The 13,954-nt window shown below is 65.3% G+C and carries 10 protein-coding genes and 1 pseudogene; 6 read left to right on the top strand and 5 right to left on the bottom strand.

The features are described from left to right. Nucleotides 1–183: 183 nt before the first annotated feature. The 6 genes from aceE to NOF53_RS07145 all read left to right on the top strand — a co-directional run bounded on the left by aceE (nt 184) and on the right by NOF53_RS07145 (nt 8,647). Nucleotides 184–3,039 carry a pyruvate dehydrogenase (acetyl-transferring), homodimeric type gene (aceE, locus tag NOF53_RS07170; RefSeq protein ID WP_255966780.1) on the top strand — a complete coding sequence of 952 codons (2,856 nt, stop codon included), beginning with the start codon at nt 184–186 and terminating at the stop codon, nt 3,037–3,039. An 80-nt stretch (nt 3,040–3,119) separates the two neighbouring features. After that, nucleotides 3,120–4,391: a PucR family transcriptional regulator gene (locus tag NOF53_RS07165; RefSeq protein WP_255966779.1), complete on the top strand. Its 1,272-nt coding sequence runs from the start codon at nt 3,120–3,122 to the stop codon at nt 4,389–4,391. A gap of 127 nt (nt 4,392–4,518) precedes the next feature. Next, nucleotides 4,519–5,436 (top strand): ACP S-malonyltransferase, encoded by a 918-nt coding sequence (locus NOF53_RS07160; protein WP_255966778.1) that lies wholly within the window; start codon nt 4,519–4,521, stop codon nt 5,434–5,436. A 108-nt stretch (nt 5,437–5,544) separates the two neighbouring features. Continuing rightward, on the top strand, nt 5,545–5,856 hold the full coding sequence (acpM, locus tag NOF53_RS07155; RefSeq protein ID WP_109329100.1) for a meromycolate extension acyl carrier protein AcpM: 312 nt from the start codon (nt 5,545–5,547) through the stop codon (nt 5,854–5,856). A gap of 8 nt (nt 5,857–5,864) precedes the next feature. Further along, complete coding sequence (locus NOF53_RS07150) at nt 5,865–7,115, top strand: KasA/KasB family beta-ketoacyl-ACP synthase (RefSeq protein ID WP_255966777.1); 1,251 nt, start codon at nt 5,865–5,867, stop codon at nt 7,113–7,115. 98 nt (nt 7,116–7,213) lie between these two features. Next, nucleotides 7,214–8,647, top strand: a complete 1,434-nt coding sequence (locus NOF53_RS07145; protein WP_255966776.1) for an acyl-CoA carboxylase subunit beta — start codon at nt 7,214–7,216, stop codon at nt 8,645–8,647. Nucleotides 8,648–8,765: 118 nt separating this feature from the next. On the opposite strand, the gene NOF53_RS07140 is transcribed toward NOF53_RS07145, so the two are convergent. The 5 genes and pseudogenes from NOF53_RS07140 to NOF53_RS07120 all read right to left on the bottom strand — a co-directional run bounded on the left by NOF53_RS07140 (nt 8,766) and on the right by NOF53_RS07120 (nt 13,746). After that, nucleotides 8,766–9,275 (bottom strand): DUF3145 domain-containing protein, encoded by a 510-nt coding sequence (locus tag NOF53_RS07140; protein WP_255966775.1) that lies wholly within the window; start codon nt 9,273–9,275, stop codon nt 8,766–8,768. 125 nt (nt 9,276–9,400) lie between these two features. Next, the gene (locus NOF53_RS07135) at nt 9,401–10,219 is read right to left on the bottom strand and encodes a serine hydrolase domain-containing protein (RefSeq protein ID WP_255966773.1); all 819 of its coding nucleotides are present in this window, start codon (nt 10,217–10,219) and stop codon (nt 9,401–9,403) included. Between the two features lie 45 nt (nt 10,220–10,264). After that, nucleotides 10,265–11,392 carry an NDMA-dependent alcohol dehydrogenase gene (locus NOF53_RS07130; protein WP_255966771.1) on the bottom strand — a complete coding sequence of 376 codons (1,128 nt, stop codon included), beginning with the start codon at nt 11,390–11,392 and terminating at the stop codon, nt 10,265–10,267. A 110-nt stretch (nt 11,393–11,502) separates the two neighbouring features. Continuing rightward, nucleotides 11,503–12,027 (bottom strand): DinB family protein, encoded by a 525-nt coding sequence (locus NOF53_RS07125; protein WP_255966769.1) that lies wholly within the window; start codon nt 12,025–12,027, stop codon nt 11,503–11,505. A gap of 574 nt (nt 12,028–12,601) precedes the next feature. Next, nucleotides 12,602–13,746, bottom strand: a pseudogene (locus NOF53_RS07120) (IS701 family transposase). Nucleotides 13,747–13,954: the final 208 nt, after the last annotated feature.

Raw genomic sequence — 13,954 nt, 5'->3', positions numbered from 1 at the left:
CAGGCCCCGTAACTGCGCAAACGCTACCGGAGAGTAACCCCAGCGGAGTGTGCCGACTGCGCCGCAATGGGGAAAGATGGGGTCTGCGCCATATTTCATAAAGGAGATGGGTCGGACCTAACAAGGTCCCGATCACATGGAGAGGACGCCACACCGCGCGTCCCACCACAATGAGGAGCAACGTTGTCAGACCTGATCCAGGGACCCGCGTCTCAACCGGATTCCGCCACACCCGGCGCCGGAGCGGCCCAACCTTCCCACCCCAGTGCGACCCCGGGCCCCGACGGCCGCGTTCGTGTCATCCGTGAGGGTGTCGCGTCGTATTTGCCCGACATCGACCCGGACGAAACCACTGAGTGGCTGGAATCGTTCGACGGACTGCTCGACCGGTCCGGTCCGACCCGCGCGCGCTACCTGATGCTGCGCATGCTCGAGCGTGCCGGCGAGAAGCACGTCGCTCTTCCCGCGTTGACGTCGACCGATTACGTCAACACCATCCCCACCGAGAACGAGCCCTGGTTCCCCGGTGACGAGGAAGTGGAGCGGCGTTACCGCGCCTTCATCCGATGGAACGCCGCGATCATGGTGACGCGAGCGCAGCGTCCCGGCGTCGGCGTCGGTGGCCACATCTCCACGTACGCGTCCTCGGCCGCCCTGTACGAGGTGGGCTTCAACCACTTCTTCCGCGGCAAGGACCACCCGGGCGGCGGCGACCAGATCTTCATCCAGGGTCACGCCTCCCCCGGCATTTACGCCCGCGCCTTCCTCGAAGGCCGCATCCCGGCCGAGCAGATGGACGGCTTCCGCCAGGAGGCCTCACACGCCGACGAGGGCGGCGGCCTGCCGTCGTACCCGCACCCGCGCCTACTGCCCGACTTCTGGGAATTCCCGACCGTGTCCATGGGTCTGGGCCCGATGAACGCGATCTACCAGGCACGGTTCAATCACTACCTGCACGACCGCGGCATCAAGGACACAGCCGATCAGCACGTGTGGGCGTTCCTCGGCGACGGCGAGATGGACGAACCGGAATCGCGTGGTCTCGCCCACGTGGCCGCCACCGAAGGCCTCGACAACCTGACGTTCGTAGTCAACTGCAACCTGCAGCGCCTCGACGGCCCGGTGCGCGGCAACGGCAAGATCATCCAGGAACTCGAATCGTTCTTCCGCGGTGCCGGCTGGAATGTCATCAAGGTCGTGTGGGGACGCGAGTGGGACGCCCTGCTGCACGCGGACCGCGACGGCGCCCTGGTCAATCTCATGAACGTCACCCCGGACGGTGACTACCAGACGTACAAGGCCAACGACGGCGGCTACGTGCGTGAGCACTTCTTCGGTCGCGATCCGCGGACCAAGGAACTCGTCGCGAACCTGTCCGATCAGGACATCTGGAACCTCAAGCGCGGTGGCCACGACTACCGCAAGATCTACGCCGCCTACGCGGCCGCGATGGCACACAAGGGTCAGCCGACGGTGATCCTCGCGCACACCATCAAGGGCTACACCCTCGGTAAGCACTTCGAGGGCCGCAACGCGACCCACCAGATGAAGAAGCTCACACTCGACGATCTGAAGAACTTCCGCGACCTGCAGCGCATCCCGATCTCGGACGAGGAACTCGAAAAAGATCCGAAGATGCCCCCGTACTACCACCCGGGCAAGGACGCGCCCGAGATCCAGTACATGCTCGACCGTCGTCGCCTCCTGGGCGGATTCCTGCCCGAACGCCGTTCCAATGTCGCGCCGCTGCCGATGCCGCCCGACAAGACCTACGACGTCGTGCGCAAGGGTTCCGGCAAGCAGCAGGTCGCGACCACGATGGCACTGGTCCGCATCATGAAGGAACTGTTGCGGGACAAGGAGATCGGCAAGCGCATCGTGCCGATCATCCCCGACGAGGCCCGCACGTTCGGAATGGACTCGTGGTTCCCGTCGCTGAAGATCTACAACCGCAACGGTCAGCTGTACACGGCTGTGGACGCCGACCTGATGCTCGCCTACAAGGAGAGCGAGATCGGGCAGATCCTGCACGAGGGCATCAACGAGGCCGGCTCGACCGCGTCGTTCACGGCAGTCGGCACGTCGTACGCCACGCACGGTGAGCCGATGATCCCGCTGTACATCTTCTACTCGATGTTCGGTTTCCAGCGCACCGGCGACGGGCTCTGGGCAGCAGCGGATCAGATGGCCCGCGGATTCGTCCTGGGCGCCACCGCCGGCCGCACCACCCTCACCGGTGAGGGACTCCAGCACGCGGATGGGCACTCGCTGCTGCTGGCGTCGACCAACCCGGCGGCCGTCGCCTACGACCCGGCGTTCTCCTATGAGATCGCGCACATCGTCAAGGACGGTCTGCGCCGCATGTACGGCGGCACCGAGGGTGTAGACGGTTTCGGCGGCGAGAACATCTTCTACTACATCACCCTGTACAACGAGCCGTACTCGCAGCCGGCCGAGCCGGAGAACCTCGACGTCGAGGGCCTGCTCAAGGGCATGTACTTGTTCAAGAAGTCGGAAGGTTCCGGACCGAAGTCCCAGATTCTGGTCTCGGGTGTCGGAATGCCGGAGGCTCTGCGCGCGCAGGATCTCCTCGCCGAAGAGTGGGGTGTGGCGGCCGACGTGTGGTCGGTCACGTCGTGGGGCGAGCTGCGCCGCGACGGCGTCGAATGTGAGAAGCAGGCACTGCGCGACCCGGGCAACGATGCACCGCTGCCCTACGTCACGCAGGCACTCTCCGATGCGGCAGGCCCGTTCGTCGCCGCCTCGGACTGGATGCGGGCCGTCCCGGACCAGATCCGTCAGTGGGTCCCAGGCTCGTACACCACCCTCGGCACCGACGGGTTCGGATTCTCCGACACCCGCCCGGCTGCGCGTCGGTACTTCAACGTCGACGCCGAATCGATCGTCGTCGCCGTCCTCAGTGCTCTCGCCGGGGAAGGCGCGGTCGACCGTTCCAAGGCCGTCGACGCTGCGTCGAGGTACCGCATCGACGAGGTCGGTGCCGCGGAAGTGTCCTACACCGACACCGGCAGCGCGTAACACACCGATAAGTTCCTTGCTCACCGCCGCCCGAGTGTCCGTCGGACATCTCGGGCGGCGGTGAGCGTAGGTTCTTGACCATGGTCGAGCAGAGTCCGATGGTCTCCCGCAGACGAGCGCCCAGAGATCCGTTGCCCGATGCTCTTCTGCGCCGCGTCAAGCAATTCTCCGGCCGCCTCTCCACCGAGGCCGTCACCACCATGCAGGATCAACTGCCCTTCTTCGACGACCTCGATGCCGCTCAACGCTCCAACGTGCAGCTCCTCGTGCAGACGGCCGTCGTCAACTTCCTCGAGTGGCTCAAGGATCCCGACAGCGATATCCGTTTCAGCCTGGACGCCTTCCAGGTCATCCCCCAGGACCTGGCCCGCCGACTCACTCTCCGCCAGACGGTGGACATGGTTCGGGTGGCCATGGAGTTCTTCGAGCAGTGGCTGCCCGCCCTCGCCCGCAACGATCAGCAATTGATCGCGCTGACCGAGGCCGTGTTGCGGTACGGCCGCGAACTCGGTTTCGCTGCGGCCTCCGTCTACGCGAGCGCGGCCGAATCCCGCGGCGCCTGGGACACCAGGCTCGAGGCACTCGTCGTCGACGCCGTTGTCCGCGGCGACACCGGGTCCGACATGTTGTCGAGGGCCGCGACCCTCAACTGGGACGCCACGGCGCCCGCCACCGTCATCGTGGGCACACCGCCGGAGGACGAGCGTGTGTCCGTGGTCGGGACCGTGCACACCATTGCGCAGAAACACGGCCGCGCCGCACTGGCCGTCGTGCAGGGATCGCGCCTGGTGATGGTGGTCAGCGGTGAGCTGCACGAGGGGTCGGGCCACTCGAGTTTCATGTCGGATCTACTCGGCAAGTTCTCGGACGAGCCGGTGATCATCGGTCCGACCACCCCGACCCTGGGTGCCGCCCACTTCAGTGCCGTCGAGGCGCTGGCCGCAATGCAGGCGGTAGCGGGCTGGCGGGGTGCCCCGAGGCCGGTCCACGCCGCCGAGCTCCTCCCCGAGCGCGCGCTCCTCGGTGACAACGCGGCAGTTACGGCTCTCAACGAACACCTCGTCGCCCCGCTGGCGGCCGCTGGGGGGGTTCTGACGGATACTCTGGACGCCTATCTCGACTGTGGAGGTGCGGTTGAGACTTGTGCACGGCAGCTGTTTGTTCATCCAAATACTGTGCGGTATCGACTCAAGCGAATCGCCGAAGTCACGGGTCGAGATCCGACAAATCCGAGGGATGCCTACGTGCTTCGCGTGGCCGCCACCGTGGGTCGTTTGACACGTTCCCATAACGAACCCATCACACGTTTAACACCAGTCACAGGTTTCCCATTCGGAGAACCAGGGCTGTAACGAACGGTTGTCCAATTTCGATGCGAGGGGCCCACGTGCAATTTTGTGGGAACCCTACAAATCCGCCCACAAAGGTTCATCCGCAACGACATCTCGCAGTGTGTGCTCGACGGTGTTCTCTTGAAGAGTGATTTCGTTGCTCGCCCCGGGTCAGGGCTCTCAGACACCCGGCATGCTCATTCCTTGGTTGGAGCTGCCGGGTTCTCATGACCGCGTCGCATTGTGGTCGAAGGCTGCCGGCCTCGATCTCGTCCGGCTCGGCACCACTGCGACGGCGGAGGAGATCACCGACACGTCGGTCACCCAGCCTCTCGTCGTGGCCGCCGCGTTGCTCGCTTTCGAGGAACTCGACACCCGCGGCCTGATCCCCGCCGACGCCATCGCCGCCGGGCACTCGGTAGGGGAACTCGCTGCCGCTGCGGTCGCCGGAGTCCTCTCCGCAGACGACGCTGTTGCCCTCGCCGCGATCCGCGGCGCCGAGATGGCCAAGGCATGTGCCCTCGAGCCGACCGGAATGTCCGCCGTCCTCGGCGGTGACGAAACCGTGGTCCTCGCTCGCCTGGAAGAACTGGGCCTCGAACCGGCCAACCGCAACGCTGCCGGCCAGATCGTGGCAGCAGGACTGCTCTCCGCGCTCGAAGAGCTCGCCGCCAACCCTCCGGAGAAGGCACGGGTGCGCGCACTGCCCGTCGCCGGCGCCTTCCACACCCGGTTCATGGCACCCGCACAGGAAGCCGTCAGCGAAGCGGCATCCAAGATCAACCCCAACGAACCCACCCGCACGCTGCTCTCCAACGCCGACGGCGCACCGGTCGCATCCGGAGCCGACGCACTGACTAAGCTGGCTGCGCAGGTGACCCGACCTGTGCGTTGGGACCTGTGCACCGCGAGCCTGCGGACCGCCCAGGTCTCCGCGATCGCGGAACTTCCACCAGCTGGAACCCTGGTCGGCATCGCCAAGCGTGAAATGCGCGGTACGCCGACTCTGGCGCTCAAGACCCCGGGGGATATCTCCGCGCTGGCCGAACTCACAGAAGTCGGCTAGTTTGCTGCGCGCACCTCACGGTGTGTGCAGGGCCCGCGGGCGCGGCCGATGGGGGCGCGTCCGCACAACTCCAGATACATCTACACCGAATCAGAAGGGAGCCACTCAGTGGCCGCCACCCAGGAAGACATCATCGCCGGACTCGCCGAGATCATCGAGGAGGTCACCGGCATTGAGCCGTCCGAGGTGACCATCGAAAAGTCTTTCGTCGACGACCTCGACATCGACTCCCTCTCCATGGTTGAGATCGCCGTTCAGACCGAAGACAAGTACGGCGTGAAGATCCCCGACGAGGATCTCGCCGGACTGCGCACCGTCGGTGACGCCGTGTCCTACATCCAGAAGCTCGAAGCCGAAGGCGGCGCCGAGGCTGACGCCGTGAAGGCAAAGCTCGAAGCAGCCAAGAACGACGAGGAGTGAGCTCAACCGTGACTTCCGCCTCGACCAACGGGAGACAATTCCCCAACATCGTCGTCACGAGCCTCGCGGCCACGACGTCGATCGCTGGTGATGTGGATGCCACGTGGAAGGGCCTGCTGGCCGGCGAGAGCGGCATCGACACCATCCACGAAGCCTTCGTCGCCGAGAACGAACTTCCGGTGACGATCGGCGGCAAGCTCAAGGTGTCGCCCGACGAGTCGTTGTCGCGGGTCGAGATTCGCCGGATGAGTTTCGTCGAGCGGCTTGCGCTCGTTCTGGGCCGTCAGGTCTGGGAGAACGCCGGCAGCCCGGAGGTCGACAAGGACCGACTCGGTGTCGTCATCGGCACCGGATTGGGTGGCGGCGAGGCTCTCATCGACGCAGTCGAGAAGATGAAGGCCGGTGGCTACCGCAAGGTGTCGCCGTTCGCGGTCCAGATGGTGATGCCCAACGGTCCGTCGGCCACCGTCGGACTCGAACTCGGCGCTCGCGCCGGGGTCATCACGCCCGTCTCGGCCTGCTCGTCGGGTTCCGAGGCCATCGCCCATGCGTACCGCATGCTGGTGATGGGTGACGCCGACATCATCGTGGCCGGTGGCGTGGAGGGTTACCTCGACGCCGTGCCGATCGCGAGCTTCGCGATGATGCGCGCGCTGAGCACCCGCAACGACGATCCGAAGGCGGCTTCGCGGCCGTTCGACAAGGATCGCGACGGCTTCGTCTTCGGTGAAGCCGGAGCAATGATGGTTCTCGAGACCGAGGAGCACGCCAAGGCTCGCGGGGCCACCATCCACGCCCGTCTACTGGGCGCGGGAATCACCTCCGACGGCTTCCACATCGTCGCTCCCGATCCTTCGGGTTCGGGCGCTGCGCGGGCCATGACGAGGGCGATCGAGACTGCTGGATTGACGAAGAAGGACATCCAGCACATCAACGCGCACGCCACGGCCACGCCGATCGGTGACACAGCAGAGGCGAACGCCATCAAGGCTGCCGTCGGTAACCATGCTGCGGTGTACGCACCGAAGTCCGCGTTGGGGCACTCGATCGGCGCCGTCGGTGCGCTCGAGGCGGTGCTCACGGTCCTGAGTCTGCGTGACGGAGTCATTCCGCCCACGCTGAATCTCGAGAATCAGGATCCAGAAATCGATCTGGATGTCGTCAAGGGCGATGCCCGTTACGGCGAGATCGAATTCGCGATCAACAACTCGTTTGGTTTCGGTGGGCACAACGTCGCGCTCGCCTTCGGCCGGGTCTGACAAAGCCGGTCCAGCTAGATCGCGGGTGGAGACCTCCTTCGTCAGGGGGTCTCCACCCATCGACAGCCCCTCAGGGCTCGCTACAAGGAGGACGCGCGATGACAATCTTGGCACCCGCAACGAAGTCCGATGCGTCAGTCGATCCACGCGACCCCCTTGCGCGTCTGGAAAAGCTGTTCGATGCCGGGACGGTCGTCCCCTTGCACCCGCGTGACAAGTCCGGTGTGCTGGCTGCGGTCGGCAACATCGACGGTGTCCGCACTATCGCTTACTGCTCCGATGCCACCGTCATGGGCGGCGCCATGGGGGTCGAGGGTTGTAAGCACATCGTCGCGGCCATCGACACCGCCCTCGAAGAAGATGCCCCCATCGTCGGGCTCTGGCATTCGGGTGGTGCTCGTCTCGCCGAAGGCGTGGAGGCACTGCACGCCGTCGGACTGGTCTTCGAGGCCATGGTCCGCGCGTCCGGTCGCATCCCTCAAATTTCCGTCGTCCTCGGTTTCGCCGCCGGCGGCGCCGCGTACGGTCCCGCCCTCACCGACGTCGTCATCATGGCGCCCGAGGCCCGCGTGTTCGTGACCGGTCCCGACGTGGTGCGCAGTGTCACCGGCGAGCAGGTCGACATGGTGTCCCTCGGCGGCCCCGACACCCACACCAAGAAGTCGGGTGTCGCGCACATCGCGGCCCACGACGAAGCCGACGCCCTGCACCGGGCCCGCCGCCTCGTGTCGATGTTCTGTGAGCAAGGCGATTTCGATCAGGCCGCCGCCGAGCACGGTGACACCGATCTCCGCGCTCTCATGCCGGCGTCGGCCAAGCGTGCGTACGACGTTCGCCCGATCGTCCACGAACTTCTCGACAACGTCGAGGGCGAGTCGAGTTTCGAAGAGCTGCAGGGTAATTATGCGCGCAGCATCGTCACCGGGCTGGGCCGTCTCGGCGGTCGTACGGTCGGCGTCATCGCCAACAATCCGCTTCGCCTCGGCGGTTGCCTGAATTCCGAAAGTGCTGAGAAGTCCGCGCGGTTCGTGCGGCTGTGCAACGCGTTCGGTATTCCGCTCGTCGTGATCGTCGACGTCCCCGGTTATCTCCCCGGCGTCAGCATGGAATGGGAAGGCGTGGTTCGCCGCGGAGCCAAGTTGCTCCACGCGTTCGCCGAGGCCACCGTTCCCCGGGTCACGGTCGTCACCCGCAAGATCTACGGTGGCGCCTACATCGCCATGAACTCTCGCGCGCTCGGCGCCACCGCCGTGTACGCCTGGCCCGACGCCGAGGTTGCCGTGATGGGCGCCAAGGCTGCTGTCGGCATCCTGCACAAGCGTGCACTCGCCGCCGCGCCGGAAGAAGAGCGTGAGGCGCTGCACGAGCGTCTGGCCATCGAACACGAGAGCATCGCCGGCGGTGTCGACCGCGCCGTCGCGATCGGCGTGGTGGATGAGGAGATCGATCCCGCGAAGACGCGCAGCGTCATCACGGCAGCCCTCGCCGCCGCCCCCACACATCGCGGTAATCACAAGAACATCCCGCTCTGATCCGAATGTTCTGACACCGGAAAGGCCCCCACCGCACGGTGGGGGCCTTTCCGGTGCTCTGCTGACTCACGTGAGTGCACGGTGCGCCTCGGCGCGCTGCGCCACACTCAATGAGGAATCAGCCGACTTCCCTGCGCAGCCAGGTGACCTCTGCGCCTTCCCCGCCGCTACGGTAGGGCTCGAGTGCCTCGTCCCACGCGGTGCCCAGCGCGTAGTCGAGTTCGGCGGCGATGTCGCCACCCGCCTGCATCAGAGCCCGCAGGCGCATCTCCCCCACGACGACATCGCCGTTGGCGCTGGTGGACCCGTGCCATAGACCCATGCCGGGAACGTGGCTGTATCGCTCGCCGTCCACGCCTTCGCTGGCGTCCTCGGTCACCTCGAACCGCAGCATCGGCCAGGCGCGTAGCGCATTGACCAGCCGTGAAGCGGTGCCGACGGGACCGACCCAACTGGTGGTAGCGCGCAGTACCCCTTTGGAAGCCGGCTGCGAGGTCCACTTGAGATTAGGTGGGCAGTCGAGGGTTGCGGTCAACGCCCATTCGATATGGGGGCACAACGCGGCGGGCGACGAGTGGATGTAGACAACTCCAGCCGTCGCGTCCGCGAACTGATCCAATGCGCGCACTCCAGCCTCCTACTTCGACGAGGGACGTCTTCCCCAACGGCCTCAGTCGATGCGTGCAGCACGCTCGGTTGACCAGTGTGCCTTGTGTTGCCGGTGTTGCGCCAGTGATTCGCACATTCGGTGTGTCATGATCGCCGGCCCTCGGCCAGCACCGCGTCGCTCAACTCGGTCCAGAGGGGCTTCGCCCAGTCGCCGAACGGACGATCCGTCAGCACGACGCAGGCCAACCCTGCACCGGGATCGTTCCACAGGAAGGTGCCCGACTGGCCGAAGTGCCCGAAGGTCTGCGGCGAGTTGCGAAGGCCCGTCCAGTGCGGGCTCTTGTGGGAACGGAGCTCGAACCCCAGACCCCAGTCGTTGGGGCGCTGGGACCCGTAGCCGGGCAGAATGCCGTCCAGCCCCGGGAATTGCACCGATGTTGCCGCCTCGAACGTGTCCGGAGACACCAGCGTCGGCCGCATCAACTCCGCGGCGAAGCGTCCGAGGTCCCCCGCCGACGACTCTGCGCCGTGGCCGGCGGGACCGACGAGCGCGGATGCACTCATCGACAGCGGGACGAAGACGGATTCCGCGACGTAGTCGGCGAAGTCGATCGTCGTCTCGGCGGTGAGGAAGTCGGCGAGCACCTCGTAGCCGGCGCTCGAGTAGATTCGCTTGCGCTCCGGCGCCGTCTGCACACGGTTCGCGTCGAACGCTAGCCCCGACGCGTGCGCCAGCAGATGACGCACGGTCGAGCCTTCCGGGCCTGCGGACTGGTCGAGTTCGACTGCCCCCTCCTCGGTGGCCACCAGGACTGCGTACGCGCACAGCAGTTTGGTCACAGAAGCCAGCGGGAAGACGCGCTGTTGGTCGCCGTACTCGCCGATCACCCCTTCGTCGCGCGACAGGACCACCGCCGCAGCGTTGTCCACGGGCCATCGGGCAATCTGATCGAGACTCTGCACCCGGTAAGCCTACGAGAGCGGCCCGCGGTCAGCAGCGGCGAGCCGTCACCAGTCGGCTTCGGTGTACCGAATGACGCCGCGAATGTTCTTGCCGTCGAGCATGTCCTGATACCCGTCGTTGACACCTTCGAGGGTGTAGGTGCGGGTGATCATGTCGTCGAGGTTCAGTTGCCCTGATTTGTACATGGCCAGCAGGTTCGGGATCTCGACCCGCGCGTTTCCGCCGCCGAAGATGGTGCCCTTCAGGTCCTTCTGCAGCATCGAGAAGAGGAACAGGTTCAGCTTGACGTCCATGTCGGTCATCGCGCCCATGGCCGTGACGACGCACGTGCCGAACTTGCTGGTGAGCAACAGGGCTTCCTCGACGTATTCGCCGTGCATCTCTCCGACTGTGATGATCGTCTTCTGCGCCATCAGTCCGTTGGTGAGCGCGATGATCGGCTCGATTGCGGCCGCGGCACTCTCGAACGCGTGGGTGGCCCCGAACTTCAGTGCCTGTTCCCGCTTCCACGGCACTGGGTCGATGGCGAAGATCTGACGCGCCCCGGACGCCACCGCACCCTGCAGTGCGCTCATGCCGACGCCGCCGACCCCCATGATGACGACGGATTCGCCCGGCTTCACCTCCGCCATCCGCGTCGCCGAACCCCATCCGGTGGGTACGCCGCAGCCGACGAGGGCGGCGACGTCGAACGGAATGTCCTTGTCGATCTTCACGACCGACGTCTCGTGCACGACCATGTAGGGAGAGAAGGTCCCGAGGAGACACATCGGGATGACGTTCTCGCCGCGCGCGTGGATGCGGAAGGTGCCGTCGCTGATCGCCAGCCCGCTCAGGAGTCCCATTCCGAGGTCACAGAGATTCTGGTGTCCCGCCGAGCACGCCGGACAGCGTCCGCAGGCGGGCACGAACGAGAGCACGACATGGTCGCCGACTTCGAGGTCCTTGACGCCCGGCCCCAGCTTGGTGATGACGCCGGACCCTTCGTGGCCGCCCATCACGGGGAAGGACGCCATGGGCATCGAACCGGTGACGATGTGGTGGTCGGAGTGGCACATTCCCGCGGCCTCCATGCGAATCTGCACTTCGCCCGCAACCGGATCGCCGATCTCGATCTCCTCGACCGACCACGGCTCGTTCAGGCCCCACAGGATCGCACCTTTGGTCTTCATGGAACTCCCAACCCTTCATTCATGTCTGCGCATCTGCTGATGTGACGATAGACACAAACTCGCTGAATTGGAACACGTTCTACCGAATCGGGGCCCGGAATCCGAAACTGTTACCCCGAAACGTCGTGGAGGTGGTGGATTGGATCGTGAATGAAGTACTTCGCCAGCGACTCGACAGTGAAGGAAGCGCCGTCACTGCGCCGCCCGGTTCGGTCGCGTCGCTCGACCTCGACCTCGACCGCTTCGAAGGCAGCTGCCACGGAGTCGGCCGCCTCGACCAGTTCCCTCCCGACCATCCCAGGATCCTGTTCGTTGTACCGCTCGGCCACTGCCGTCTCGTCCTGGTTCCAGTTGGGGAACAGCGGATCCCTCTCGCCCAACATCGACTGCAGGCGCACATCGAAGATTCGAAACACGTCACGGACATGAGCGGCGTACTCGAGCGCCGACCACGTCTGTTCGTCCGGCCGCACCGTGACTTCGGGCCGCTCCAGAACCGGCACCCACGCCGTGGCATTCGCGCGCACGAGATCGGGAATGTCCTCGTACCGGACGTTCGCAGAGTCGAACCCGCAATCGGGACAAGTACGTTCGAGAACCCAGGTCCAGTTCTTGGTGTCGGGAGTTATCGCCATACCCGTCATCGTAGAGTTCGGCGCCCGCCTTCCCTGCCCGGACGCCATGACGTGCACCCGGCAACGAGCAGTTGGTTCTCGTGTTGCCTGTGTGACTGATGTGCACCTGAGTATCTCGTGGGCTCCGATCACTTAGTGGAGGCATCGGTAGGATCTGGCGAATGGTAACTGCGACCCAGCTCGTAGGATGGCTCTCGCCTGCGCGGTCTTAATCTCGGTGCCTGGGCCGTGACCGCATCGCACTGGTGCACCCACTGCGCAAGCCTTTCGCCGCGCAGGCCTGAGCTTCCGGTCGAACATCGCGGCGAGGAGCGCCGCAACCGAGTGAGTTCTTGATCTCACCTGCAGGTTTCCGGAAGTGTCGCAGCCACACAGAAATCGGGTTTGCCAGTTCCGTTCTTGCTTAGTACTGCAACGACAGTTTGTGATGTCGACGTTTGTAGTGGCTGGCGCGCGCTCTGGCCTGACTGGCCCGGCGCCAGTTCGACCAGTGCCAGACGTTGACGAGGGCGTGTTGCACCGGACAGGCGACGCGGCCCAAACAATCGCCGTATCTCGTTGATAGTCAGAGGTATTAGATCTCGGGTACCGGCTGGAGATCCCCTTTTTGAGCGCCGCGGCGCAGGATCGTCAGGAAGGCGGCCGCGGCCATCGACAAGGTGATGTGCCGGTACCAGGCCGGGTACCCGCGCACCTGGTAGTGGTCGAGCCCGGTCTCGTTCTTGGCGGTCTGGAAGCACTCCTCGATCGCCCAGCGACTGCCGGCTACCCGGACCAACTCGGCGGGTTCGGTGTCGGCGGGGCCATAGCAGATGTAGTAGGCAATCTCGTCGGGGTCGGTGATCGACCGGCGCGCCAGCAGCCAGTGCCCGCGACCGCGTTCTCGCAGTGGCCGGATGTCGACGACCGCCCAGTCGTAGACCCTGGGGCCGTGGGCGCCGTCGCCGCAGTTGATCCGCTGCCACGCGGTCGTCGGCAGGTCGGCGATCACGGCGTGGGCTCGGCGCTGGCGCAACTCCATCGAGATCACCATCTGCGACTTCTTCAGCGGCGAGAACATGGGCCACACCGCGGGATTCGAGCCAGAGCCGGAGCTTGCCGACCTGCCCGTAGGCCTCGTCGCCGGTGAACCATCCGAACGGCATTCCGGCGTCGAGGGCGCGTTCGATCATCGTCTGCGCCAGTTCGGGTTTCGTTGCGAAAGCCACCTCGTCGTCGATCCCGGCGGCCCGGCGGCGATCGCGGTCCTCGGTCCAGGCCTTCGGTAGATACAACTCCCGATCGATCAGCGCCCGACCCCGGTCGGAGGCGTAGGCGAGGAACACCCCGATCTGGCCGTTCTCGATCCGCCCGGCCGTGCCGGAATACTGCCGGGCCACCCCGGCCGAGCGCGTGCCCTTCTTCAAAAACCCTGTCTCGTCGACGATCAACACGCCCTTGTCCGCGTCACCGATCGTCTCGACCGCGACCTCACGCACGTCGTCGCGGAGCCCCTCGCAGTCCCAGGAGTAGAAGTTCAGCAGCCGCTGCATGCCCTCCGGGCCCGCATCACCGGCCGCCTCTGCCAGTGTCCATCCGTTCTTGCGTTCTTTCCTCACCGAGCAGCCCCCGCATGTACGCACTCATCCGCCGCCGCGACTCCACCCGCGAAAAACGGTGGGCGAACCGCGCACAAAACGCGGTGAACCCCGCTGACCACTCCAACACCTCTGACTGCACACTGGATCAATTACCACAACAGTCTCGTTAGTCACAAACTGTCGTTGCAGTACTAAGACTCCGCCGCGGGACACAGAGGTCCCAGGTTGAGACCATTCGCCGATCGTCGAGCGGAAGTCACTAGTCAGTCGAACGTGTGCGGACCCAAACCACGATCGAGACAACGACGATCACGAGACCGAACAAAGCGACGAGATTTGCTTGCCAG

Source organism: Rhodococcus tibetensis (assembly GCF_024438035.1).
Classification (GTDB): domain Bacteria; phylum Actinomycetota; class Actinomycetes; order Mycobacteriales; family Mycobacteriaceae; genus Rhodococcus_F; species Rhodococcus_F tibetensis.
The sequence above is the reverse complement of the archived record's forward strand: the minus strand, read 5'-3'. Positions and strand labels throughout refer to the sequence as shown.